The sequence below is a fragment of the Rahnella laticis genome (genome assembly GCF_015644585.1).
GTDB classification, from domain to species: domain Bacteria; phylum Pseudomonadota; class Gammaproteobacteria; order Enterobacterales; family Enterobacteriaceae; genus Rahnella; species Rahnella laticis.
This window is the reverse complement of record NZ_JADOBI010000009.1, coordinates 35,210-60,202: the sequence shown is the minus strand read 5'-3', so window position 1 is coordinate 60,202 and position 24,993 is coordinate 35,210. Positions and strand designations below refer to the sequence as shown.

General features: G+C 55.6%; 26 protein-coding genes. 8 read left to right on the top strand and 18 right to left on the bottom strand.

All coding sequences use genetic code 11. The annotated features are described in order from the left end of the window. Window positions 1-234: 234 nt before the first annotated feature. Complete coding sequence (locus tag IV433_RS18615; protein WP_152324652.1) at window positions 235-705, bottom strand: YehS family protein; 471 nt, start codon at window positions 703-705, stop codon at window positions 235-237. Window positions 706-800: 95 nt separating this feature from the next. Next, window positions 801-2,000, bottom strand: a complete 1,200-nt coding sequence (gene mtnK / locus IV433_RS18610) for an S-methyl-5-thioribose kinase (protein WP_195815416.1) — start codon at window positions 1,998-2,000, stop codon at window positions 801-803. 117 nt (window positions 2,001-2,117) lie between these two features. On the opposite strand from mtnK, the gene mtnA reads away from it, so the two are divergent. After that, on the top strand, window positions 2,118-3,146 hold the full coding sequence (mtnA, locus tag IV433_RS18605) for an S-methyl-5-thioribose-1-phosphate isomerase (protein ID WP_195815415.1): 1,029 nt from the start codon (window positions 2,118-2,120) through the stop codon (window positions 3,144-3,146). Window positions 3,147-3,977: 831 nt separating this feature from the next. Here mtnA and IV433_RS18600 read toward each other — a convergent pair. The 4 genes from IV433_RS18600 to IV433_RS18585 all read right to left on the bottom strand — a co-directional run bounded on the left by IV433_RS18600 (window position 3,978) and on the right by IV433_RS18585 (window position 6,682). Next, the gene (locus IV433_RS18600; protein WP_195815414.1) at window positions 3,978-4,523 is read right to left on the bottom strand and encodes a 1,2-dihydroxy-3-keto-5-methylthiopentene dioxygenase; all 546 of its coding nucleotides are present in this window, start codon (window positions 4,521-4,523) and stop codon (window positions 3,978-3,980) included. A gap of 11 nt (window positions 4,524-4,534) precedes the next feature. After that, window positions 4,535-5,221, bottom strand: a complete 687-nt coding sequence (mtnC, locus tag IV433_RS18595; RefSeq protein ID WP_195815413.1) for an acireductone synthase — start codon at window positions 5,219-5,221, stop codon at window positions 4,535-4,537. Beyond that, the gene (locus IV433_RS18590) at window positions 5,218-5,832 is read right to left on the bottom strand and encodes a methylthioribulose 1-phosphate dehydratase (RefSeq protein WP_195815412.1); all 615 of its coding nucleotides are present in this window, start codon (window positions 5,830-5,832) and stop codon (window positions 5,218-5,220) included. Before IV433_RS18590 ends, mtnC begins: the two co-directional genes overlap by 4 nt. A 220-nt stretch (window positions 5,833-6,052) precedes the next feature. Continuing rightward, on the bottom strand, window positions 6,053-6,682 hold the full coding sequence (locus IV433_RS18585) for a hypothetical protein (protein ID WP_195815411.1): 630 nt from the start codon (window positions 6,680-6,682) through the stop codon (window positions 6,053-6,055). Between the two features lie 236 nt (window positions 6,683-6,918). Between IV433_RS18585 and IV433_RS18580 the strand changes: the two genes are divergently transcribed. Together IV433_RS18580 and IV433_RS18575 are read left to right on the top strand one after the other, a co-directional pair. Further along, window positions 6,919-8,079 (top strand): pyridoxal phosphate-dependent aminotransferase, encoded by a 1,161-nt coding sequence (locus IV433_RS18580; RefSeq protein ID WP_195815410.1) that lies wholly within the window; start codon window positions 6,919-6,921, stop codon window positions 8,077-8,079. Further along, complete coding sequence (locus tag IV433_RS18575; RefSeq protein WP_195815409.1) at window positions 8,067-8,840, top strand: amidohydrolase; 774 nt, start codon at window positions 8,067-8,069, stop codon at window positions 8,838-8,840. Before IV433_RS18580 ends, IV433_RS18575 begins: the two co-directional genes overlap by 13 nt. Window positions 8,841-8,929: 89 nt before the next feature. Here the strand turns inward: IV433_RS18575 and IV433_RS18570 are convergent, their stop codons facing one another. Both IV433_RS18570 and IV433_RS18565 read right to left on the bottom strand, forming a co-directional pair. Next, window positions 8,930-10,204: a nucleoside deaminase gene (locus IV433_RS18570; protein WP_195815408.1), complete on the bottom strand. Its 1,275-nt coding sequence runs from the start codon at window positions 10,202-10,204 to the stop codon at window positions 8,930-8,932. Between the two features lie 297 nt (window positions 10,205-10,501). Continuing rightward, window positions 10,502-11,008, bottom strand: coding sequence for a DUF1993 domain-containing protein (locus IV433_RS18565; RefSeq protein ID WP_195815407.1), 507 nt, complete (start codon window positions 11,006-11,008; stop codon window positions 10,502-10,504). 211 nt (window positions 11,009-11,219) lie between these two features. On the opposite strand from IV433_RS18565, the gene IV433_RS18560 reads away from it, so the two are divergent. Then, a complete protein-coding gene (locus tag IV433_RS18560; RefSeq protein WP_195815406.1) occupies window positions 11,220-12,488 on the top strand; it encodes a glutamine amidotransferase-related protein in 1,269 nt (422 codons plus the stop codon). Window positions 12,489-12,500: 12 nt separating this feature from the next. Here IV433_RS18560 and uraH read toward each other — a convergent pair whose 3' ends face one another. From uraH to IV433_RS18515, 9 genes are all read right to left on the bottom strand, one after another. After that, window positions 12,501-12,851: a hydroxyisourate hydrolase gene (gene uraH, locus IV433_RS18555; protein WP_195815405.1), complete on the bottom strand. Its 351-nt coding sequence runs from the start codon at window positions 12,849-12,851 to the stop codon at window positions 12,501-12,503. Continuing rightward, entirely contained in the window at window positions 12,848-13,345 is a 498-nt protein-coding gene (gene uraD / locus IV433_RS18550) for a 2-oxo-4-hydroxy-4-carboxy-5-ureidoimidazoline decarboxylase (RefSeq protein ID WP_195815404.1), read from the bottom strand. The genes uraH and uraD overlap by 4 nt, the downstream gene beginning before the upstream one ends. After that, entirely contained in the window at window positions 13,342-14,616 is a 1,275-nt protein-coding gene (hpxK, locus tag IV433_RS18545; protein WP_195815403.1) for an allantoate amidohydrolase, read from the bottom strand. The genes uraD and hpxK overlap by 4 nt, the downstream gene beginning before the upstream one ends. Continuing rightward, the gene (locus IV433_RS18540; protein WP_195815402.1) at window positions 14,616-15,854 is read right to left on the bottom strand and encodes a pyridoxal-phosphate-dependent aminotransferase family protein; all 1,239 of its coding nucleotides are present in this window, start codon (window positions 15,852-15,854) and stop codon (window positions 14,616-14,618) included. Before IV433_RS18540 ends, hpxK begins: the two co-directional genes overlap by 1 nt. Window positions 15,855-15,872: 18 nt before the next feature. Next, window positions 15,873-16,625: an amino acid ABC transporter ATP-binding protein gene (locus IV433_RS18535; RefSeq protein ID WP_101079818.1), complete on the bottom strand. Its 753-nt coding sequence runs from the start codon at window positions 16,623-16,625 to the stop codon at window positions 15,873-15,875. Next, window positions 16,625-17,275, bottom strand: a complete 651-nt coding sequence (locus IV433_RS18530; protein ID WP_113877997.1) for an amino acid ABC transporter permease — start codon at window positions 17,273-17,275, stop codon at window positions 16,625-16,627. Before IV433_RS18530 ends, IV433_RS18535 begins: the two co-directional genes overlap by 1 nt. A 2-nt stretch (window positions 17,276-17,277) precedes the next feature. After that, window positions 17,278-17,943 (bottom strand): amino acid ABC transporter permease, encoded by a 666-nt coding sequence (locus IV433_RS18525; RefSeq protein WP_195815401.1) that lies wholly within the window; start codon window positions 17,941-17,943, stop codon window positions 17,278-17,280. A 24-nt stretch (window positions 17,944-17,967) separates the two neighbouring features. Beyond that, complete coding sequence (locus tag IV433_RS18520) at window positions 17,968-18,759, bottom strand: transporter substrate-binding domain-containing protein (protein WP_195815400.1); 792 nt, start codon at window positions 18,757-18,759, stop codon at window positions 17,968-17,970. Between the two features lie 257 nt (window positions 18,760-19,016). Then, window positions 19,017-19,856, bottom strand: coding sequence for a MurR/RpiR family transcriptional regulator (locus IV433_RS18515; protein WP_195815399.1), 840 nt, complete (start codon window positions 19,854-19,856; stop codon window positions 19,017-19,019). Between the two features lie 314 nt (window positions 19,857-20,170). On the opposite strand from IV433_RS18515, the gene IV433_RS18510 reads away from it, so the two are divergent. The 4 genes from IV433_RS18510 to hpxZ are packed head-to-tail and all read left to right on the top strand — an operon-like array spanning window position 20,171 to window position 23,797. Further along, window positions 20,171-21,757 (top strand): gamma-glutamyltransferase family protein, encoded by a 1,587-nt coding sequence (locus IV433_RS18510; RefSeq protein WP_195815398.1) that lies wholly within the window; start codon window positions 20,171-20,173, stop codon window positions 21,755-21,757. Window positions 21,758-21,772: 15 nt separating this feature from the next. Beyond that, window positions 21,773-21,967, top strand: coding sequence for an oxalurate catabolism protein HpxX (gene hpxX / locus IV433_RS18505; RefSeq protein ID WP_195815397.1), 195 nt, complete (start codon window positions 21,773-21,775; stop codon window positions 21,965-21,967). Then, complete coding sequence (locus IV433_RS18500; protein ID WP_195815396.1) at window positions 21,964-23,367, top strand: AtzE family amidohydrolase; 1,404 nt, start codon at window positions 21,964-21,966, stop codon at window positions 23,365-23,367. The genes hpxX and IV433_RS18500 overlap by 4 nt, the downstream gene beginning before the upstream one ends. A 46-nt stretch (window positions 23,368-23,413) precedes the next feature. Further along, a complete protein-coding gene (gene hpxZ / locus IV433_RS18495; RefSeq protein ID WP_195815395.1) occupies window positions 23,414-23,797 on the top strand; it encodes an oxalurate catabolism protein HpxZ in 384 nt (127 codons plus the stop codon). A 447-nt stretch (window positions 23,798-24,244) separates the two neighbouring features. Here the strand turns inward: hpxZ and IV433_RS18490 are convergent, their stop codons facing one another. Continuing rightward, window positions 24,245-24,802, bottom strand: coding sequence for a hypothetical protein (locus IV433_RS18490; protein WP_195815394.1), 558 nt, complete (start codon window positions 24,800-24,802; stop codon window positions 24,245-24,247). Window positions 24,803-24,993 lie beyond the last annotated feature (191 nt).

Genomic DNA, 24,993 nt, shown 5'->3' with positions numbered 1-24,993 from the left:
GTTTTTATTAAAATAGTGCCCGGAGGTTTCATAATGAGAAATGAAGATAGATTCTGGCCGAATAAACTGTCAAAAATAAAGCGGGGAAACGTGAAGTAAAACTGTAATAACGAAATATCATCCTTACAAAACCAATAAACATAAAAAACGGGGTGCTGTTATTCACAGCACCCCGCTTATTATTCATTTCAAATACATTGCGCCCAATATATTTATCAGTCGAATGTTTACAGCTTAGCTTTTCTTAGGACGAATCTTCGCGGTCAGCCCTTTCAGGAAATACCGCAGAACCTGATCGCCGCACGGACGATAGTTTTTGTGCCCTTCCTTACGGAAGAATGCGCTTAGTTCGCCTTCGGAGACTTTGAAATCTGCGGCCGTCAGCACGGCAATCATGTCTTCGGTTTTCAGCTCAAACGCCACACGCAGCTTTTTCAGCATGATGTTGTTGGTCAGACGTTTTTCCACTTCTGGTGCCGGGAAACGATCGTCTTTACCACGTTTGAACACAATCAGCCCGTTCAGGAAGTTTGCCATGACTTCGTCCGGCACTTCCATATACCCTTCTTCGTCTTCTTTTTTCAGATAACGGGACATCACTTCAGGGCTGACCGGCGTGCCGGTGGTTTTGAGGATTTCAATCAACTGACCTTCGCTCAAATCCAGCATGTAGCGCACGCTGCGCAAGACATGGTTATGCATCATAATTCTGTATTCCTGTTAAAAGTAAACCGAGGAAATGCCACCGGGTTTACCCCTACGCACCTCGAAGGCGGGCATTATACAAGAAACCGACAGAATTAGCTGAACTGGCGGATGCGCGCGATAAAGGATTCCACATCACTGATTTGCGGTGCCGTCAGGATCAGCCATTTTCCGAGACTCAGCGCGTGGCGCTGGCAGTCAGCGCGCATTGCGGCGTCTTTGATGGAATCAAGATCGGCCACGTGCGCCAGCCCGATGGTGCGACGGATTAATTCCGCGCCGCAATATCCGACCGCGTCGTGCCAGACGTCCTGCAAGAAAACGTCGGCGTAGCCCGGCTCGGCCAGCGTCGGATCCTGTGATTTTTCACGCGCCAGTTGCAGGAAACGTTCGGAGAAGCTCAGCCACAGTTCGCGCACATCTTTCAGGCGCTGTTCGCGACCGTCAGCGGCTTCACGCACGCCCACCAGCCCCGGCAAACCGCAATAGTTCAGCAACAAATTACCGATAGCCGAGCCCGGATCAAAACCGACAGGGCCGTAATAACCGAACTCGGCATCAATGGCTTTCAGTTTGCCTTCGGCCACAAAAATCGAACCGCTGTGGATATCGCCGTGCAGCAACGCTTCGGCCTTGCTCAGGAAACGGTGCTTGAGCGCCGCCACCGCCAGACGCAGCGGTTTATCGGCACGCAGCGCATCGACTTCCGGCTGCAATACCGGGTCAAAATTATTCCGTTCGTGATCGACATAAGGATCGGTGAAAAACAGATCTTCGGTGATCTGGCAAAGTTCCGGGTTGGTAAAGCGCGAAACTTCAGCTTTCTTGGTCTGCGCGTTCTGATAGAAATCGGACGTATGGAATAACGTCTGCGCCAGGTATTCACCCAGCTGGCTGGCGGCCTGCGGGAAGTATTTCCCCTGCACCAGCTCGCTGCGCCAGATCTGATGATCCGATAAATCTTCCTGCACCATCACCGCCAGTTCGGCGTCATGATGCAACACTTTCACCGTATGCTGCGGGCAATACTGACCGTGAATAATCAGCGTTTCCGCTTCGATGCGCGCGCGGTCGAGCGTCAGTGGCCAGGATTCCCCGACGCAGCGCACGTACGGCAAAGCCTGTTTCACGATCACTCGGCTTTTGCCCGTGGTATCGCGGATTTTAAACACCAGATTCAGGTTTCCGTCACCGATTTCATCGGCGGTTACCAGAGATTGCGGATCTGCTACGCCACCGTATTTACGGGCATATTCAACAGCATCTTCGGCGGTAAATGTGTAGTAGCGCGACATCCTGACCTCTCGAAATTTTCTTTTAGCCTTAAAAGTGTTTAGACGTCTATACATCCATAAAACATGTTGGCAGAATAAGTGAACAGATGCAACCGGGCAACAAGGATTTAACCAACAATGCAAAGCCTCACAACCACCAGTTTACGTATCCGCGAAAACCAACTGTGGATCCTCGATCAGCAGGCCCTGCCACAACGTTCCGACTGGCGCGAATGTCGCGATGTCAGCGATCTGGTGGATCACATCCGTACCCTGCGTGTGCGCGGTGCGCCGCTGATTGGTTTATCCGCCAGCCTGCTACTGGCGTTGCTGGCTGAACAGGGTATGAAGCAGGATGAACTGGCGCATTCGCTGGACGTTCTTCGCGCCTCACGCCCGACGGCGGTGAACCTGATGAACAATCTCGACCGCATGAAAACCGCGTTACAGCAGCCCGATTTCGTCACCGCGCTGACGGCTGAAGCACTGCGTCTGGTGGATGAAGACCGCGCGCTGTGCGAAAGCATTGCGGCGCACGGCGCAAAGCTTGTGACGCCGGGCAGCCGTTTGCTGACCCACTGCAATACCGGCGGGCTGGCGACAGCAGGCGTCGGCACGGCCATTGGCGTGATCCGCCGCGCGCATGAACAGGGGAATGTCGAACAGGTTTGGGTCGATGAAACGCGCCCGTTATTGCAGGGTGGCCGTCTCACCGCGTGGGAACTGGGCGAACTGGGCATTCCGTATCAGCTGATTTGCGACTCGATGGCCGCCAGCCTGATGGCACAAAAACGCGTTGACGCCATCTGGGTCGGCGCTGACCGCATCGCCGCCAACGGCGACGTCGCCAACAAGATCGGCACTTACAGCCTGGCGGTTCTGGCGAAATACCACGGCATCCCGTTCTACGTCGCCGCGCCGCACACCACGCACGATCCGCATTGCCCGAACGGCGCAGCCATCCCTATTGAACAACGCGACGCCCGCGAAGTCACCGGCGTTTCCGGCAGTTTTGGTTCCGTACAGTGGGCTCCGGAGGATGCAAAAGTTTATAACCCGGCGTTTGATGTGACACCGGCGGATCTCATCAGCGGATGGGTACTGGATGTGGGGGGGGTGACGCCTGCGCAGGTGCGCGAAGGGGTCTTCGCGGCTTCCTTGAAGTAGCGGTTGGCGGTTGCCGCACCGCAGGCGGTATTAAAGGCGGTATTGCGGAAGTTTCGGTTTTTCATGTGCAGCATGTAGCGCTAAGGCGGTATTGCGGAAGTTTCGGTTTTTCATGTACAGCATGTAGCGCTAAAGGCGGTATTGCGGAAATTTCGGTTTTTCATGTGCAGTGATCGCTCAGCGGCTCGCGCCGAAACCGACCAAAGAGGCCCAGGACGGGGCCTCTTTGGAATCTCCGCGTCTTTCTAACTGCGCGCTATCGCTCGCTGGCTATGTTTCAGGAGCCACAGCTATTGCCGCGAAAACTTGCCGCTGCGCGGTTCCCTTACTCGGTTTCGAGCCATTGGTCTCGAAACGCTTCGCTCGGCAAGCTTTCTGAAAGCGGCCACTGGCTATGTAATTCAGCATGCTTTTTGAAAGCGGCCAGAGGCTTTTCTAAATTCAAAATCTAGCTGGTTTTAATCTTTTACAAAGGCAATCTGGCGCACTCAGAAATTTTGCTGACCGAGGGTTCGAGACCGCAAGGCTCGAAGCCCGTAGGGAAGGCACCGCGTAGCGGCAAGATTTCGCGCCACATGCCGATGTTCCAGAACATGTCCATCGACCCAGCGGTAGCGCGCAGTTAAAGAGCCGGAGATTCTAAAGAGGCGCGGCGATAGGCGCCTCTTTAGGCCAGTTTGGGTGGCAACCCAAGGTCTTGACCTGAGCTAAGCGATCACCGCGCATGAAAAACCGAAATTTACGCTAAGCTGTCCCTTGAGGCCGGTTTGGGTGGCAACCCAAGGTCTTGTCGTTGATCTTAAAAGAAAGTTTGAAAACCTTTCAAAAAACTTATTCCCCCATCCTCGGGTACTTATCCGCGATACCATCGCCTGTAAAATGCGCCACCCATCCTTCCGGATTATCAAACACGCGAATCGCCGTAAACGACGGTGAGCCGCCCATGTCAAACCAGTGGCGGGTATTCGCGGGGACGGAAATCAGATCGTTTTTCTCACACAGTATCTGGAAAATCTTACCGTTCAGATGCAGGCAGAACAGCCCGGCGCCTTCCACGAAGAAACGCACTTCGTCTTCGCCGTGGGTATGCTCGGAGAGGAATTTGGTGCGCAGTACTTCACGCTGTTCGTTGTCCGGACGCATGCTGATCACATCCCAGCTCTGATAGCCCTTCTCTTCTACCAGCCTGTCGATTTCATGCTGATACGCGGCGATCACGTCCTGCGGCTGCGGGTTTTCGCCTAAATCACGGTCGGCCTGCCAGCGTTCGAAACGCACGTCAATCTTGTTCAGTTCGGCAGCGATAGCCTCACCGTCACGGCTTTCCCAAACTGGCGCGGAAGGATCCTGGTCACTAAAAATCGTCAATGCACTCATGGTCAACCCTCTTATAAGAATGTTTCTAAGGCTATCTGATCAAAACGATTAACTTGCAGGTGGTCGCTGAGTTCGTCAGCATCATCACGGATCAGCTGACAGGTATGCCAGCCCGCTAAGCGTGCGGCGTCCAGTTCCTGACGGATGTCCGATAAAAACAGTAAATCAGCGGGCGGTAAAATCAGCTGTTCGGCGATGTTCTGATAGGATTCTGTTTCACGCTTGGCGCCAACGCGGGTGTCGAAATATCCGCTGAACAGCGGCGTGAGGTCGCCCGCATCGCTGTAACCAAACAGCAGTTTTTGCGCGTCAACGGAACCGGAAGAATACACGCAAAGCTGCAAACCGTCGGCTTTCCAGGCTTCCAGCTGCGGCGCGACATCCGCGTACAAATGCCCGCGGAAATCACCGTTCTCATAACCGGTGCGCCAGATAATGCCCTGCAACACTTTGAGCGGCGTCGATTTGACGTCGTTGTCCATGTAGGTAAAAAGCTGCTCAATCAGGGCCTCGACGCTGGCCTGCGGGCGGTCGATTCCGGCCCGCAATGCGTTCAGCGCAGCCGCCACTTCCGGCTCTTCGTGCTGATGACGCAGAAATTCAGCGAGCCGCTGACGGGCATACGGGAATAACACCTGATGCACAAAACGGATATCCGTGGTGGTGCCTTCAATATCAGTGACGATGGCGCGGATCATTTGGCCTCCAGCAGGCGGCGTTGCAGTTCACACTGGAACAGAAATTCCAGCCCTTCCAGATGGCGGCGTGCTTCCGCCACATCCCGTCCCCAGCAGGTCAGACCGTGGCCGCGCAGCAAAAAACCATACTGCAACGGCGCGCGTTCCGTGCTGGCAATAATCTTCTGCACCAGCGCTGAGATGTCCTGGCTGTTGTCGAAAATCGGGATCACCACCTGATCAAGGTGCGTCGTCTGGCCGCTCAGCGATTTCTGCATTTCGTAGCCTTCCAGCACCAGTGCACCGCTGCGTTCCACGCGGGACAAAACGGTCGAATTCACCGAATGTGTATGCAGCACCGCACCTGTTTCAGGATAGCGGGAATAGAGCATCGTGTGCAGGCCGGTTTCCGCCGACGGGCGGCGTCCGCTTGGCGCGAGACCGCTTTCCAGCTCAACCAGCAGAAAATCCTCTGCGGTCAGCGACCCTTTGTCCTTCCCCGATTCGGTGATCAGGCAATGTTTGTCGCCCTCGCGGACCGACATATTCCCGCCAGTCGCCGGGCTCCAGCCCTTCTGACCAATCCAGTGACAGGCCGCCAGCAGCGCGCCCAGTTGCAAATTCTCTGTCATCGTAATCCTGAAAAATCGTGCGTTGAGGGCCTGAGTTCGGAGTGAAAACCGCGATATATAAATAATTGATATGGCCTAGATTGAATTAGCATTTAGCCATCTAAGCGTCTCGATTGCCAAATATTAACATCGTGTATCGGGAAAATGAAAGGGCAAATAGCAGAACGCTCTGTCTTCTTATGGCGCTAACTTCTGGCATAAAAAAACCTGCCGGAGCAGGTTATTTTGCAGGGAGTTCAAATTTAGAAATGATGGCCAGCCTTTGCTGGTAATGCTCAGGGTCTCCCCAAAGCCACTGCTCGTAACGCCCCACATCATCTTCTGATGCAATGTTATGTAATTCGCAACTGATCATGTCGTAAGCATAAACTTTAAGCCCGTAAATCAAGGCGTCATACATTCTGGCCTGCCAGAACGACATGCCATCGTGAGTCTGGTTCATGTCAGACACGATCACATCGTATTTTTCGAGCAGATAATTCAGGAAAATTAGCCCTGCAAGCTCGTGCAATTCTTTTCTGTGCTTAGGTTTCTGAGTGCGCCATACCAGCACCTGCGTCACCGGGCGGCAATTGAGGAAATGATCGGACTGAATCACAACGCGGTTGTAGTAAGCCACGTCCTCAGAAACATCATTGATTAACGCCAGTTCGAAATGGCGCTGAGTAATTTTTTCAGAAAGGCGATCATCAACGCGCACAATCCTGTAACCGGGAGATAGCGTCAGACCGACAACAACAAGCTCCTGCCCGCGTGCCAGCTCGGAATAGAGGGTGCTGTTATCTATGCCGTCGCTAAGATGAGCGAAGACTTCGTTAACTTTCACCGCATTTACCAATTTAACCGGCATATGACCCTCTGTAAGCGTTGAACAACCTCAGTTGTAAGGCGTTTAGTTTATATCTTAACCAGTTCTCAGGCAACGGATAGCGTTCGCAGAATGCCCGCAACCCGCTCTGCGCGCGCCGTTCCGCACCGTCATTCTGGTCATATCCTTATTCTTCATTGATTTAAACCCGGCTTTAACATCGTGTTATATTGTGAGCAACATCGCTATCTGCACCGGTCCAGGAGTATTGACCCGCCATGAGCACAGCCGCACTGATCCCCGAAAGTAAGCTTCCTTCCCTCGGCACCACCATTTTTACTCAGATGAGTGCCCTGGCGCAGAAGCACAACGCCATTAACCTGTCTCAGGGTTTCCCTGATTTCGATGGCCCCGAGTATCTGCGCAACCGTCTGGCGTATCACGTCAGTCAGGGCGCGAACCAGTACGCGCCGATGACCGGCACCGCGCCATTGCGTGAAGCGATTGCCGCAAAAACCGAACAGATTTACGGTTACGCGCCGGACGCCAATACCGACATCACGATCACCGCCGGCGCTACCGAATCTTTGTACATCGCCATCACCGCGCTGGTGTCAAAAGGCGACGAAGTGATTTCGTTTGACCCGAGCTACGACTGCTACGCGCCTGCGGTGGAACTGGCGGGCGGCGTGATGAAGCGCATTCAGCTGCAGCCGCCGGAGTTCAAAGTGAACTGGGCGGAATTTGCCGACCAGATTACGGACCGGACAAAGCTGGTCATCATCAACACGCCGCACAATCCGTCGGCCACGGTCTGGAGCCACAGCGACGTTGAGCAGCTCTGGCAAACCATTGCTGATAAACACATTTTTGTGCTCAGCGACGAAGTCTACGAACACATCTGCTTTGCGCCGGAAGGCCACGCCAGTGTGCTGCGCCACCCGCAACTGCGTCAGCGCGCCATCGCGGTGTCTTCTTTCGGCAAGACCTATCACATGACCGGCTGGCGCGTGGGTTATTGCATCGCTCCGGCGATTATCAGCGCCGAACTGCGCAAAGTTCACCAGTATCTGACATTTTCGATCACCACGCCGGTTCAGCTGGCGCTGGCGGATATGCTGCGGGAAGCGCCGGAGCACTGGCAGGAATTACCGGCATTTTATCAGGCCAAGCGTGACCGTCTGGCGCAAGGGCTGGCGAACAGCCGTCTGAAAGTATTGCCGGGCCAGGGCACGTATTTCCTGCTGGTGGATTACAGCGAAGTCTCGGATCTGGACGATGTTGCATTCTGCCACTGGCTGACTGAACATGTGGGCGTTGCGGCCATTCCGATGTCGGTATTCTGCGCCGCGCCCTTCCCACATAAACTGATCCGGCTGTGCTTTGCCAAACAGGAAGCCACGCTGGACGCTGCTGCGGAGCGCCTGTGTCAACTTTAAAACTGTCCGTATTGCAACAGCCGCTGGTGTGGCTGGACGGCGAGGCCAATCTCGCGCATTTCGACGGTCTGCTGGATTCACTGACCGGCCGCGACCTGATTATTCTGCCGGAAATGTTCACCACCGGTTTCGCCATGCAGGCTCCGGGCAGCGCGCTGCCACAGTCACGCGTGGTGGAATGGCTGCATCAGTGGGCGAAAAAACTCGGTGCAATGATTGGCGGCAGCGTGGCGCTGAGCACGACGGAAGGCGCGGTAAACCGTTTCCTGCTGGTCGAACCGCAGGGCAAAGTGCATTCCTACGATAAACGCCATCTGTTCCGCATGGCGGGCGAACACAATTATTACGTGCCGGGCAAACGCCGTGAAATCGTCGAATGGCGCGGCTGGCGTATTCTGCCGCAAGTCTGTTACGACCTGCGTTTCCCGGTCTATTCGCGCAATAATCAGGATTACGATCTGGCACTCTACGTCGCCAACTGGCCTGCCCGCCGCAGCCATCACTGGCAAACGCTGCTGACCGCGCGCGCAATTGAAAATCAGGCCTACGTCGCCGGGTGCAACCGCGTCGGGGATGACGATAACGGCCATCATTACAGCGGTGACAGCCTGATCATTAATCCGCTGGGTGAAGAACTGGCGCGCGCCGAGCCGGGTTCGGCAATGATTATCGACGCCGAACTGTCTCTGGAAGCGTTACAGGATTATCGTGAAGCTTTCCCGGCGTGGCGCGATGCCGATACGTTCCTCCTGCACGATTAAAGAAAGCGGCAACGCATAAACATCAGAAAGCCCACCCGCTGTATGTGCAGCGGGTGGGCTTTTATTTGTTGATGATTATTATGAAGAAATTACGGTTTCGGTAAACCAGCAATCAGCGCGTTGATCAGATCAGAGTTCGTCACCTGCTGCGGATGAACCTGGATCTCCTGGCTGTATAACGGTGGCAGTGTCTGGCAATAGTCATCCAGATCGGCCTGCGCAATCGTCGGCACCCCATACTGGAATGAGTTCGGATTTTCCGGCGGCAACGCACCTTCCATGGTGGAACCGTAAGCACCGAGTTCAATCAGGCTGTGCGATGTCTTATCCGGGCCATGCGCAAAAACAAACGTGCCGTATTTAGGATGAGCCAGATAAGGCAGCACTTCTTCATCACTCAGGCTGCTTCGCAGGTTAAAACGCAGTTGCGCATAATTGCGGGTTACCAGTAAAAACGCGGTCTGAATCAGCGAGGCTTTTTCGTTACCCGGCAAACAAAGCAACAGGTTGCCAAAGTAGTCAAGAAACGCCACGGCATTCCCTTTGCCGCCCTGCGCAATATCCTGATTTGCCGCCGCAATCAGATACGGTGCCAGTCCTTCATCCGGCTGCCCGCGGGATGGCGCGGTATAGCTCAGCGCGTCCGGATAAAGGGCTTTTAACGCCGTCACGATCCGGCTATCAGACGGTAAATCTTTAATATTTCTGAGCTTGTCCGGCGTTAAATCCGTGTTGATACTTTCCTTAACCTGCGTCAGCGTGGCATCGAAAGCCGTTTCGCACAGCGCCACCGTCTGAACATCCATAACGGCGTCGGTGAAGAAAGCCGGCACCGGCGCTGAACTGGCATCGCGGGTAAAACAGTTATTTCCATTAACCGCCGGGTAACTGAAAGTATTCTGTGCCACAACGGCCAGGCCATCTGCGAGCGTCGGGAAATCCGCCTTGGTATCCCAGTTAATACCGGAATATGTATCGAAAGCGGCAGAAATAACTTTAAATCCGCCGGTAATAATCGAACCGGTACACATGCAGCACGGATCCAGCGACGTCACAATGGTAATATCAGACGGCGGTGGCATATCGACACCCGCTTCAATCTGCGCATAATACCAGTCAATTAACTGACGTTCACCGTGAGCCGTCGGATCACTGGTTTTATTATCGACAACCACATTATTATTAATCGCATTCAGCACATTACCGCTGGCATCGAGCATAACACCACCCACGCTGAACGTATTCTGACAATAGGCCACCAGCGCCTGTTCTGCCGCGGCCGTGGCCGCCGCCTCGACGGTCACATACGTTTCACCCGTTTTAGCTGCTGTGCCTTTTAATGAATTACAGTTGCAATTACACATATTAATTCCTTCCGTTAGATTAAGTGTATTGATTAAGATTCAGTAATTCTCGAAGCGTGATTTTATAAACACGCCGGAATTAAAGAGACTGCATCGTGACAAATTAATCTGAATTAAAAAAACGGAAGGTGTTGTGCCAGCAATGGCACCGGGTTTATTTTATAAATCTGAAGTTATTTAGAGGGGAATTCACTTGGTTATAATTCAGGTGAATATATACTTCAAAATACCGCCCTGAATTATATATTTCAGGGCAGGTATTTAATTAGCGATTCAGGTAATTAAATAAAACCGGACTTAAACCTGCCCGATAAAATCGAACTTGCCGATATTCAAGCCCAGATGCCGCAAAATATTGTATGCGGTGGTGACGTGGAAGTAGAAGTTCGGTACCGCAAAAGTGGTGACGTAGCTGTGTGCGGTAAAGGTCAGTTCATGGTTTTTGCCTTTTACCACGATGGCGCGGGATTCATCGCCTTCCAGCTGTTCCGGTTTTACGCTTTCGATAAAGCGCAGGGTTTTCGCGATACGCTCCTGCAACTGGGCAAACGTGGTTTCAGTATCGTCCATTGCGGGCGCCGGGATACCGGCCAGACGGGCGATTGCGCCTTTCGACATATCGCTGGTGATTTGCACCTGACGCGCCAGCGGATACATGTCCGCCGCCAGACGGGTATTCAGCACTTCTTCTTCCGATTTTCCGTTTTCCTGCGCCCACGCAGCGCCTTTTTCCAGCAACGCCGAAAGATTCTTTAAACCACGTACGAACTGTGCCGCCGTGCTGCCATACAGAGATGCTGACATGATGCTTCCTTAATGAATGGGGTTAGAACAACCGGCGATACATTAGCGCGTTATGGTCTAAACAGCGTGGCGTTTTGTAGTAGTCCTTGGCGGCTTAAATTCGCATTTGCGACTTACCGCGCCCTTTTTGTCAAAGCATGTAAACGCCGTTCGGGGTGGATCGCTTCTTGCATTCAATACCCCCGCAAAAACATCTGACAGAGGACTCCTGATGACCATCACCTTTATTGCACACTCCACGCCCGAACCTGCGTTGTACGGCGCGATGGCAGCGATACTTGCTGAATTACGCGCTTTGCCGCTGTGTCACTTTCCCGTCAGTCATGATGCAAAACATTATCCGAATGCGCGCCAGCACGTCACGGCGCAGGGCCATACGCTGACCAGCGGACTGGTTTGGCTGGAGCGCCTGACCGGGCGCGGTGCGGGTGAGGAATCCGGTCTGGAATCACTGATTTATCGGGCACTTAAAGAAGATATCGTGGTGCCGCTGCGCGAGCCGTTATCCCCTGCGCTGGCCGCCAGAATCGCCGGACACGGTATCGGCGTGGAGTCATTAAGCGTGGTCCGCAACCAAGATAAATTTCAACTTGAAGACTGCGGGTCCGGCAAAATTCGCAGCAACGGCTGGGGACGCGATGCGTTTGGCCGCTGGGCGCTCGGCTCAGTTTCGCAGCCGGTCATGCGCGCCGGAAAGACCCTGCGCGTGGCGATGGTCGGCGATTTTTGTGAGCAGCGCGACAGCTATCCGGCGATGCTCGCTGCACTGGGAGATGCCGCCGATGCACTGGCAATGAACATTGACGTCGTCTGGGTGACGCCTTCGTTGCTCGGCAGTCAGCTCGATTCCACGCTGTATGACGTTGACGGCATTATTTTGCCGGGCACCACGCTGACATCCGGCGATCATCCGGTCAGCCAGCTGGCAAGCGCAGTCTGGGCGCTGGAAAACCAGACGCCGCTGCTGGGGATTAATCAGGGTATGCACCAGATGGTGACGGCGTTCGGGCAACGCGTTCTCGGCCAGGAGCGCGTGGTGATGCACGGGCCGTCGAGCCTCAACAGCCTGCAAACCAGTTTGCCACTCAGCCGCCATCAGCAACAACGTCTGGGCAACCAGACGGTGCTGAGCCGCAGTGGCACGTTGCTGGCGAACAGGATGGGCGAGGAGTTTACGCTGCGTTATAACCAGCGCCGTTGTCTCAATCCGCATCTGCTGGCAGAGCTGGAAAGTGCCGGGCTGAAAACTTCAGGCACGGACGAAAGCGGGGAACAGGCGCAGGCCATTGAGCTGAATAATCACCCGTTCTTCATGGGCGTGCAGGGGCAGCCGGAGCTGATGTCGCGCCGCGAACGCCCCAATCCGCTGCTGATGGCCTTTCTGCAACAAGTCCGTCAGAGCAACCGCGACCACGACGTCAGCCATTCCGCGCTGACCAAAAGCGTACGGCTGCGCCACCCGCATTTATCGATGGGGTAAATAGCTGGAAAATCAGGAGCCTCTGTACGTCGAATACGAATATGGGCTGATTAACAAAGGCAGATGATAGTGATCCTGCTCGCCGGAAATCACCACGTCGATAATCGCCGAGTGATACAGGGTTTCTCGGTTTGTGGCGGCAAAATACGCGCCGATGTTGGCACAAAGCCGGTAATGCCCGGAGGGCACCGGCTCCGGTGTGAGTTTTGCGGCGCGGCCATCGGCGTCGGTTTGGGTTTCGGCGATGAGCGTAATTTTCGGCCCGTCGAGTTTTTCCAGCCAGACGCGCACGTCAGCCGCGGGCTTACCGAGCGACGTATCAAGAATATGCGTGGTGACTTTCGTTTTAGAAACAGACGTCATGATTGCAAACTCTCCTTAAAGCGCAACAGTGTGATTTCTTTCAGCTGCTGCGCGGTTTCCTGATATTCGGCTTCAGGTGAATTCTGCAAGCGCCGTTGCAGGTTTTCGAGGATTTCCTCTGAACTGCGGCCTTTGGCACGGATCAGAAAAACCCGCCCGAAACGCTGTTCGTAACGCTGATTGCCGTCATGCAGCGCATCAATAATAGCCTGCTGGCTGATATTCAGCGTCGCCTGCTCGCCACGGGAAAGCTGCGCTTCTTTACCGCTGCCGTTCGCCCGCTCGCCGATACGCGGATGCGCAGACAACGCCTGGGTGATGTCGTCGGGTTGCCAGCTTTCGCAGGCGGCTTCCGCGCTTTGCAGAGCCTGTTCCACCGAAGAATACGGGCGTCCGTCGCTGACTTTTTTCGCCCAGCCGGGAATATTCACCAGCGGGCGGAGCAGCGCGACGGCTTCGAATTCAGACAGCGCATTAAATTCCTCAGGCGTCACAGATGGCCTCCGTCGAAACTCAGCACCGTATTGATATACGCCTGCACCGCATACGCCACATCGCCGGTGGTAACAGATTCATCAGGATGATGGCTGATGCCGTCTTTGCAGCGCACAAACAGCATGCCAACCGGCCAGCATTCGGCCATCGCAATCGCGTCGTGCCCCGCACCGCTTGGCAGCGACATCGCCTGCCCCTGTAAATGCAAAACACTCTGGCTCAGACGATGCTGCAAACTTTCGTCGCATTCCGTCGCGCAGATCCCGTAAAACTGCTCGGCGGCAAACGTCAGGCCGCGACGGGCAGCGATCTCATGGCCTTGCGCCAGCAGGACTTTTTGCAGCGCGCCTAAATCGTCATCGCGCGGCCCGCGCACGTCGAGGGACAGTTTTACCTGCCCCGGAATGACATTCACCGCGCCCGGCAGACATTCCAGCGTGCCGACGGTGGCCACCAGATTGCGTCCGGCAGTGGTTGTCAGCGTTTCAATCGCCAGCGTCCATTCGGCGGCGGCGGTCAGTGCATCCTGACGTTGCCCCATCGGCACCGTTCCGGCGTGACCGGCATGACCGGTAAACTCGCAGTTCAGGCGGCGTGCGCCGTTAATCGCGGTGACCACGCCGAGCGGAACATTGGCCCCTTGCAGACACGGCCCCTGCTCGATATGTAATTCCAGATACGCGCAAAAATCGCTGGCCGCACGTTGTGATGCGCCGATCGTCAGCGGGCTGAGCCCGACATTTTCCATCGCCTGCGCGACAGTAATTCCCTGAGCGTCCTGACGCTCCAGCCAGTCAGCAGGCCAGGTGCCGGTCAGGCCACGGCTGCCCAGTAAGGTGATGCCAAAACGTGTGCCTTCCTCATCGCAGAACCCGACAATTTCCACAGCCATCGGCAGGCGGATCCCGTTCTGATGCATATGCGAAACCACTTCCAGCGCCGTCAGCACGCCCAGCGGGCCATCGTAGCGCCCCGCATTGCGCACGCTGTCGAGGTGCGAACCGAGCAGCAGCGCAGGCGCGGAAGGATCCTGCCCTTCGTAGCGCCCGCAAATATTGCCGACGCTGTCCTGCCAGACGCGCATTCCGGCTTCCGCCATCCATTCACCGACCTGACGGTTAGCCTGTAAATGTTCAGCGGAAAGATACACGCGGGTCAGCTGTCCCGGCGTTTCGCTGATGGCGGCCAGCGTATCGCAGCGCGCCATCACCCGTCCGGCTGCGCGTGCAGCACTGTGGGAAACCGCGGCCAGCGTAAGGGCTTCTGCCATTACTGACCTCCTGCGTAATGATCCCAGGCGGCCTGCGCGCCCGCGCCGTATTTCGAGGCAAAGCCCAGACGGTTCAGCACCGCTTCCAGCGCCACCAGCGTCTGCAATACGCAGTCTTTACGCGCGTTGTAACCCATGGTGCCGATACGCCAGATTTTCCCGGCCAGCGGACCAAACGAGGTGCCGATTTCGATGCTGAAATCATTCAGCATCATCTGACGAACCTGCTCGCCGTGAATGCCCTGCGGGATCACCACGCCAAGCACGTTATTCATGCGGTGATTCAGGTCGCCAAAGACTTCCAGCCCCATTCCCTGAATCCCCGCCAGCAGCGCGCCGCCGTGCAGTTCGTGGCGGGCGATGCCGTTATCCAGCCCTTCTTCCAGAATGATGCGCGCGCACTCGCGGGCGGCAAACAGCATGCTGGTCGCTTCGGTGTGATGATTCAGACGCTCCGGGCCCCAGTAATCCATGATCATGCCCAGATCGAAATAGTTGGAGTAGATCATCTCTTCGTCGCCGTCGGCGTGATCGGCGGTGCGGATCCCTTCTTCGACACATTTACGGCGGCGGATTTGTTCTTCAAAACGCGGGCTGATGGTAACCGGGGAACTGCCGGACGGGCCGCCGAGGCATTTCTGCAAACCGGCAGAAACCGCGTCTAAACCCCAGGCATCCGTTTCCAGCGCGTTACCGCCAAACGACGCCGTCGCATCAGAGTAAAACAGCACCCCGTGACGGCGGCAGATTTCGCCCAGTTGCGCCAGCGGCTGCAACATGGTGGTGGACGTATCGCCCTGCACGGTCAGCAGCCAGCGCGGTTTCACCGATTTAATGGCGTCTTCGATTTGTTGCGGATCAAACACTTCGCCCCACGGCGCTTCAATCGTATGCACTTCCGCACGACAACGACGGGCGATTTCACACAGCAGATGCCCGAAACGGCCAAACACCGGCACCAGCACTTTATCGCCCGGGCGGATGCCGGAAAGCAGCACGGCTTCGATACCGGCGCGCGAGGTGCCGTCGATCAGAAACGTCCACTGATTTTCGGTTTTGTACAGCGCGCGGTACAGCGCCATCACTTCGTTCATGTAGCCGGTCATTACCGGGTCATATTGCCCGACCAGCTGGCTCGCCATCGCCCGCAGCACGCGCGGATCGGCGTTGATTGGCCCCGGCCCCATCAGCAGACGGGTTGGCGGGTTGATTTGTCCGAGTGTTTGGATGCCTGACATAGTTAATCCTTTAAAATGTTAACTTGCGGTGGCTTCGTTTAAGCCACGAACGGATGCGATAAATTGTTTTAACTCCGGCGTTTGCGGATTGGCAAACAGCGCGCGGCTTTCGCCCTGTTCCCACACGGTGCCCTGATGCATAAACACCACGCGGTCGCCCACTTCGCGGGCAAAATTCATTTCGTGCGTCACCAGCACCAGCGTCATGCCCTCTTTCGCCAGTTGCTCCAGCACTTTGAGGACTTCACCCACCAGCTCCGGATCCAGCGCGGAAGTGATTTCATCGCACAGCAACACTTTCGGGTTCATCGCCAGCGCACGGGCAATCGCCACGCGTTGCTGCTGGCCGCCGGAAAGGTTCGACGGATAATAATCCATGCGATCCGCCAGCCCGACTTTCGCGAGCATCTGCGCGGCCAGTTCACGGCATTCCGCCGCGGATTTTTTCAGCACGCGGCGCGGCGCTAACATGACGTTTTCCAGCGCGGTCATGTGCGGGAAAAGATTGAAACTCTGGAACACCATGCCCACCGAGCGGCTGATATCGCGCGCCTGAGAATCGCGGTCGGTAATGGTCATCCCGCCAAGTTTGATGCTGCCTTCCTGATAGCCTTCCAGCCCGTTCATGCAGCGCAAAAGCGTACTTTTGCCGGAACCGCTGCGGCCAATGATAGAGATCACTTCGCCGCTGTCGATGTCCAGATCCACGCCTTTCAGCACGTGGTTCTGGCCGTAAAATTTCTGAACCTGATTGATGGTGATCAGTGGCATTACTGTTTCTCTCCACGCAGTGATTTTTCTAAATGCTGGCTGTAACGCGACAGCGGATAGCACATCAGGAAGTAGCCCAGCGCCACTAATCCGAACACTTTGAACGGCTCATACGTCACGTTGTTGAGCATCGTTCCGGCTTTGGTCAGTTCGACAAAACCAATAATGGACGCCAGCGCCGTGCCTTTAACCACCTGAACGGAAAAGCCTACGGTCGGCGCAATCGCAATCCGCAACGCCTGCGGGGTGATCACGCGCCACAACGTCTGGCCGAAATTCAGGCCGAGGCAGCGCGAAGCTTCCCACTGACCTTTTGGCAGCGCCGCGATGCTTCCGCTCCAGATATCCACCAGATACGCGCTGGTGTAGAGCGTTAGCGCCAGCGCCGCCGCGGTCCACGGGCTGACGTTAATGCCAAACAGGCCGAGGCCGAAGAACGCCAGGAAAAGCTGCATCAGCAGCGGCGTGCCCTGGAATAATTCGGAATACAGGCGCACAAAGCGCGTCGGCCAGCGACGTTTGGTCAGACGCATCAGTAACAACGGCAGCGTCACCAGCGTACCGCCGATAAACGCCGTCAGCGAAAGCAGTAACGTCCAGCGCGCCGCCAGCAGCAGGTTGCGCACAATGTCCCAGTCGGTGAACGTCATCATCAGTTTGCACTCCCAAAGAAGCGGCGTCCGGCCAGCAGCAATAACTGACGCATCGCGACTGACAGCAACAAATAGAACAACGTGGTAACCAGATACACTTCAAAACTGAGGAACGTGCGTGACTGAATCAGGTTCGCCGCAAACGTCAGTTCTTCATAGGACACCTGCGAGACCACGGAAGACCCGAGCATCACGATAATGCACTGGCTGACCAGCGACGGATAAATGCGTTTCAGCGACGGTGGCAGGACAATGCGTAAAAACGTCTGGCTGCGGCTCAGCCCCAGCACGCGCCCCGCTTCCCACTGGCCTTTCGGCGTCACCTGAATGCCCGCGCGGATAATTTCGGTGCTGTACGCGCCGAGGTTGATCAGCATCGCCAGCAGCGCCGCTTCTCCGGCAGTCATTTTCAGGCCGATAGCCGGCAGGCCAAACACGATGAAAAACAGCTGCACGACAAACGGCGTATTGCGGATGGCTTCGACATATATGCCCCAGACCGTCCGCAAGGTTTTGTGATTGCCGCAGCGAATGGCCGCACCGCAAATACCGATCGCGACGCCGCCAATCGTTGCCATCACCGTCAGCTCAATGGTGGTCCATAAGCCGGCCAGCAGTTCCGGCATATAAGGCCACAGCGCGCTAAAGTTAAGCTGATAGGTCATGAAAGTTCTCCGTCAGTCAGCTGATTACGCGCCAACAGATGCAGGCAGCGGCGCCTTCATCCATTTTTCAGACAGCGAATTTAGCGTCTTATCTTTGATACCTTCGGCAATCAGTGCATTCACTTTATCTTTCAGCGCCGGTTCGTCCTTGCGCAGGCCGACGTAGCACGGCGAATCTTTCAGCATTACCTTAGAAACAGGCGCTTTTTCCGGGTTCATCCGGGCAATCGCAGCGACCACCAGGTTTCCGGTTGCGATGTATTCCACCTGGCCGGACAGGTACGCCGACAGCGTGGTGTTGTTGTCTTCATAACGCTGAATTTTGGCGTCTTTCGGCGCCACATCGGTCAGCGCCAGATCTTCCACCGCACCACGGGTCACACCAATAGTTTTGCCAGACAGTTCTTTCAGATCCGCCAGTTTGTCGCCCTTCGCGCCAAATACGCCAAGGAAGAACGGCGCGTAGGCGTTACTGAAATCAATCACCTTTTCACGCTCAGCGTTTTTACCGAGGCTGGAAATCACCAGATCCACTTTGTCCGTTTGCAGGTAAGGTACGCGGTTGGCGCTGGTCACCGGCACCAGTTGCAACTTAAGTTTCATCTTATCGGCCAGATAATGCGCCATATCGATGTCATAACCTTCCGGCTGCAAATCTTTGCTCACCGAACCAAATGGCGGGAAATCCTGCGGAACCGCCACGCGCAGCACGCCGCGTTTCTGAATATCCTGCAACTGATCGGCCATTGCGCCGGATGCCTGAAGCATCAGCATTGCAGCACCTGCCCACGCCAACAGCCGTTTGTTCATGTTCATAGATTATCTCCGGTGAAAGGTTTTTGGAACGATAGATTCTTATAAAGTGAACTTTGCAACGAATGTGCCAAAAGCGATTGTCCGGAGAAATTGTGCACAAAGTCACGGTATGACAAGGAATTAAGGTAACGGACAGAGAAAGCGGGAGGCATTTTTTGCCCTGAAGGAGGCCACAATAACGAAACGAAGGAAAATGCTTTGCACCCTGATTGTGCGCAGGCACCAAAAAAGCGCCTGCTTTGTTCGTAAAACGGGAATCAGCGCTGTTCCAGTTCGTCGAGTTCGTTGTACAGATCGCTGATTTGATGAATTCTCTGACGGCCCGACGCCAGTATTTCGTGCAGCAGCGCATTGCTGAGTAAATTCGCCAGACTCATCGCGGAAGAATAGCTGTCGAATGCCGACACGCTGTCGAGCGGTGCCGCCAGATGCCACGCCGCCAGCGGGATCAGCGCTTGCGCCTGGGGTTCGCAAATCAGCAGCACCGGTACGCCAAGTGTCTGTAATTGTGTGAGAATCGCCTTTGCCATTCGCGGCCTGCGGCGAAACGCCACAAAAATCACCACATCGTGCGCGGTCAGATCCACCAGCTCTTCCGCCAGCGTTTGCCCCGGTTGCGGCATCATCATCACGCCGGAACGCACCTGGATCAGCTGCTGACGCAGGTGCAGCGCGACCGGATAACTGTTGCGAAAGCCCAGCAAACGCACCTGCCGCGCCTGACTGAGTGCGGCAATCAGCTCACCAAACGCGGCGCCGTCAATCTGGTTAATCCACTGCGTCAGATTCGCCATTTCCTGCTTATAGTGACGTGATAACAAGGTGTTACCTTGCACTGCATCGCGGCTGTCGGTCAGCGGCATCCCGCTCTGGCGCAGCGTACGCATTTCATCGCGCATATCGCGGTAACTCGGATAACCCAGGCGCTTAAACAGGCGGCTCACCGTGGCTTTCGACACGCCGCTAAGCCGCGCCAGCTCGGCGCTGTTGTAACTCATCAGATCATCGATGCTGGCGAAAATAAAATCCGCCACCCGCTGCTCCTGCGGTGTCAGTCCGGCGTAATGATCACGCAGACGCTCATCAATCTGTTTCATGTTTCTCCTCATGTCCTAAATAGTTCGAATTGCAGGAAGGCGGCAAACGAAAGAGTCCCGATGAGCTTACTGAAGTAAGTGATTCGGGCGACTGAGAGCAGCCAACGCATCTGAAATTTGAAATATGACAGACATTGTAACGAAGGTTTCAGCGGAACATACCATGCACTATGCTTGCCAATGCAAGCGAATTTATCCGCGGATGCGGCGGGAACCTGCCGATGTGGAACACGTCTTGCTTAACCTAATGACATCGCGCCCTTATCCCTGCAGGCCGGGCAGCATAAAAACAGAGTCGTCAAAAAGGACATCGCATGATTAACAGTAACAGCGCCCCGCTCGGTATGGCGGTTACCCCTCATCATCTGGCCAGCCAGAGTGCGCTTGCGGTATTGCGCGAAGGCGGTAATGCCATCGAAGCGATGGTGGCCGCCGCGGCAACCATTGCCGTGGTTTACCCGCATATGAACGGGCTTGGCGGAGACGGCTTCTGGCTGATTGTGCCGCCGCAGGGCAATCCGGTTGCCATCGACGCCAGCGGAGCCGCCGGTTCGCTGGCGTCTCTGGACTTCTACGCCGGAGAAAGCCACATTCCGCACCGTGGCCCGAAAGCCGCGCTGACCGTCGCCGGCACCGTGGGGGGCTGGCACGAAGCGCTGAAAGTCTCGGCTGAATCCGGCGGCGAGCAAAAACCGCTTTCCCGCCTGTTGCGAGACGCCATCCGTTACGCCGCCGACGGCATTCCCGTGACGCCGTCGCAGGAAGCCGCGACCCGCGCCAAACAGCATGAACTGAAAGATATCCGTTCATTTACCGACGTCTTTTTACCGAACGGCGATGTCCCGCGCGCCGGAAATCGTTTCACCCAGCCGCAGCTGGCGAACACGTTATCAATGCTGTGCGAAGACGGGCTGAACAGTTTCTACCGTGGCAAGCTGGCCGATAGTATGGCGGCGGACATGGAAAAACTCGGTATGCCGCTGACGCGCGCCGATCTTGCCGCTTATCAGCCGCAGCGCCGTGTGCCGTTACGGCTTAAACACAGCAAGGGCGAAATCTACAACCTGACGCCGCCAACGCAGGGGCTGGTTTCACTGGCCATCCTCGGCCTGACCGACCGGCTGCCGCTGGAAACCATGGATGAGAGCGCCACCATTCACAGCGTGGTTGAAGCCACCAAACTGGCGTTCGGCCTGCGCGACCGTTTCATCACCGACCCGCGCATGATGACGCAGGATGCTCAGAGCCTGCTGGATCCGCAGTATCTCGACGCCCTCGCGACCCGCATTAAACCTCACAGCGCCGCCGACTGGGGCAAAGGCAAAGGTCCGGGCGACACCGTCTGGATGGGCGTGATGGACAGCAGCGGGCTGGCGGTGTCGTTCATTCAGAGCATTTATCACGAATTTGGCAGTGGCGTGGTCCTGCCAGGCAGCGGCGTACTGTGGCAAAACCGTGGCGCTTCTTTCAGCCTTGATGCCGGTCATCTGCTCGCACTCGCACCGGGCAAACAACCTTTCCACACGCTGAACCCGGCGGCGGCACGTTTATACGATGGCCGCACGATGGTTTATGGCTCGATGGGCGGCGACGGCCAGCCGCAAACGCAGGCGGCAGTGTTTATCCGCCATGTCGTGCAGGGGCAATCGCTTCAGCAGGCGATCAGCGGCCCGCGCTGGCTGCTGGGCAGAACCTGGGGCGAAAGCTCCGATTCCCTGAAACTGGAAGGCCGCTTTGAATATCAGACGCTGGCCGGGCTGCGCCAGCGCGGTCACGACGTCGAGTTGTTACCGGATTTCAGCGAAGCCGTCGGCCATGCAGGTGCGATTGTGCGCCACACCAACGGCATGTTTGAAGGCGCTTCCGACCCGCGCAGCAACGGCAGCGCGGCCGGCTTTTAAACTGAGGAACTGATCATGAAAAAAAAACCTGCGGCCACCGACTGGGCCGTTTACATCAGCCAGATGGAATCTGTCCTGGCACTGGAGCTCGACGATACACGCCGTGAGGAACTGCTGGTGCAGTTCGGCCGCATCGCACAGATGGCACAACCGCTGATGGATTTACCGCTCGACCCGCGTCTGGAAATCGCCGGGGTGTACAGAGCATGAAATCGTTTGATAGCTTCACGATTAACCAGCTGCATCAGGCTATTACGCAGGGCGAAGTCTCTGCCACGGAAATCGCCAGTACCACACTGGATGCAGTTGAACAAGCCAATCCGGTCATCAATGCCTATACGCACATCACCCGCGAACGCATGTTAAGCGAAGCGGCGAAAGTCGATAAAACCCGTGCCAGCGGGGTGAAGTTGCAGCCTCTCGCCGGGATCCCTTATGCGGTGAAAAACCTGCTGGACGTCGCCGGTGAAATCACGCTGGCCGGTGCCAGCCTGAACAGCAGCAATGCCGCCGCGCGTCAGGATGCGTGGGCCATTTCCCGCCTCGCCGCACAGGGCGCAACACTTTCCGGCATGCTGAATATGGATGCCTACGCCTACGGTTTCACCACGGAAAACAGCCATTACGGCGCAACACGAAATCCGCGCGACCTGTCACGCGTTGCCGGAGGTTCGTCCGGCGGATCGGCTGCGGCCGTGGCCGCCGGTCTGGTGCATTTCACATTGGGCAGCGACACCAACGGTTCTATCCGCGTTCCGGCTTCGCTGAGCGGCATTCTTGGCCTTAAACCGACGTTCGGGCGGATCTCCCGCCGTGGCAGCCAGCAGTTTGTCGCCAGCCTGGATCACCTCGGCCCGCTGGCGCGGTGCAGCGAAGATCTCTCGCAGGTGTATGACGCGATTCAGGGTACCGATCCGCAGGATCATTTTCAGGCGGACAAACCGGCTACCGAAACATTCTCCCGCCTGACCCGAGGCCAGGAAGGGCTCCGGACGGCGATCCTTGGCGGATACTTTTCTACCTGGTGCGACGACAATGCCAAAGCGGCGGTTTTGCAGATTGCCCGGGCACTTGAGGCTCAGGAAGAAATTGAGATGCCTCAGGCAGAACTGGCCCGCTCGGCGGCGTTCATCATCAGTGCCTCTGAAGGGGGAAATCAGTACCTGCCAAAACTGCGCACTATCCCGGAACAGTTCGAGCCGCTTTCGCGCGAACGCCTGCTGGCAGGCGCCATGATCCCGGCGGCGTGGTATGTGCAGGCGCAGCGTTTTCGTCAGCAATTTCAGCAACAAATCTTGCCCTTGTTCGAACATTGGGACATCTTGATTGCGCCAGCGACGCCGTGCCCGGCCACGTTGATCGGCCAGGAGACCATTCATATCAATGGTCAGAACCTGCCGACGCGGGCCAATATGGGCATGCTGACCCAGCCAATTTCATTCCTCGGCCTGCCGGTTGTAACGGTTCCGGTGACGACCGCAAGTGGTCTGCCGATCGGGCTGCAACTGATTGCGCCACCGTGGCGGGAAGACCTCTGCCTTCGCGCTGCCTGGGCGCTGGAGCAGCAAGGCATTGTGAATGTCAGCAGTTCTCCGGTAATGCCGGCTTGATGACTCCGGCCACCGTTTTCCAGGGTGAAGTTAAGAGAGTAAAAACATGAAAACTGAACATATCGACCGCCCGGCGATCCTCGCCGAAATGAATGCGGCATTTTATCGCTACGAACAGGCGCTGATTACCAACGATACGGCAGTGCTCGACGAACTGTTCTGGCATGACCCGCGCACAGTGCGCTTTGGCGCGGGTGAAAATCTTTATGGCATCGACGCCATCCGCGCTTTCCGCTCCGCGCGATCGTCACAGGGGCTGGATCGCGAACTGGTTAACACGACGATCACCACCTTCGGGGATGATATGGCGGTGGCGAGCACCGAATTCCGCCGCGAAGGCACTGACCGGATTGGCCGCCAGCAGCAGACGTGGGTGAAGATGGCGAGCGGGTGGAAGATTGTGGCAGCCCATGTCAGTTTGATGATTTGACCGAATCATGGGCGGTTCAGCTTTGGAAAGCTGAGGAAATTTTTTCGGTTATCGCCGGGATGGATTCTTGTTTGCGGGTGCCGCGCTATGGCGGCCTTGTAAGGGCTGACTGAGAACATTTCGGTTTCTCACGGGCGGTGACCACTCAGCGGCTCGCGCCGAAACCGACAAAAGAGGGCTATGACGAGCCCTCTTTTGAATCTCCGCGTCTTTTTTACTCCGCGCTGCCGCCGGGCCGACGGACATGTTCTGCCACCACAGCAAGAGGCGCAAATCTTGCCGCTGCGCGGTGCCTTCACTCGGTGCTGGAGCCTTTGGTCTCCAGCCCGCTCCGTTCAGCAAGATTTTGAGCGCGCCCGGGTGAGATCTTAAACATCGTAAGGTTTGAAATGGCCATGATGTGTTGGTCATTCTATCAATCTTTCGCTTGCCTTCTTTAATTCGCATTCAGGGTAGTTTCATGGATATTTCAGCGAACAGTTTTAGAAGCGTAAAAATAAGACCCGCCATTCCTGCCAGCATAAAAGTACAAAACGGAACACCCACTTTCCAAAGCAGAGTCGATTTTAGATCTTTTATCTCGCTTGAGAACTTATCCCCCACTTTATCAATTTTGAGATTGAGTTGATCACGGGTGCTGGAAATCATTTCAGTAAGATCAACCCGGGTACTGGAAATCATTTCGGTAAGATCAACTCGGGTGTTGTAAATCATTCGCATGAGGTCATGGTGAACAATTTTAATTTCATTCGATTGTTCGTAGCGATACCCGCTAATTTCTCCTTTTAAATCTGCCCGTAAACTTTCAATGTCTGCGCGGGTTGCATAGTTTGATTTGATGACAGCCACATCGATGGCCATTTTCGTTACTTCGCTTTCCAGGTTCCCTACCCGCTTTTCCAGATTTCCTGTCATAGCGCCACCTCCGCTATTCTTAGCGCTTCGCTTAATCATTTTATGTTCCCGAAAAGGGAAAGCATCGAATGAACTGAGTGTTGAAGTCATAAATCTTCCTTAATAAAAACATCCATTTTTCAACGCTGCCAATATAACTGACCCGCGATATAAAAATCATTACCGGGGCAGGTAACGACATTACGTTACGTCAATCTGAAAACAGATAATTCAGGGGGAATATAAGCATTAAAAATAAAGAAATCTCACTAATCTACGCTTTGCATTCGTTACATTTATTT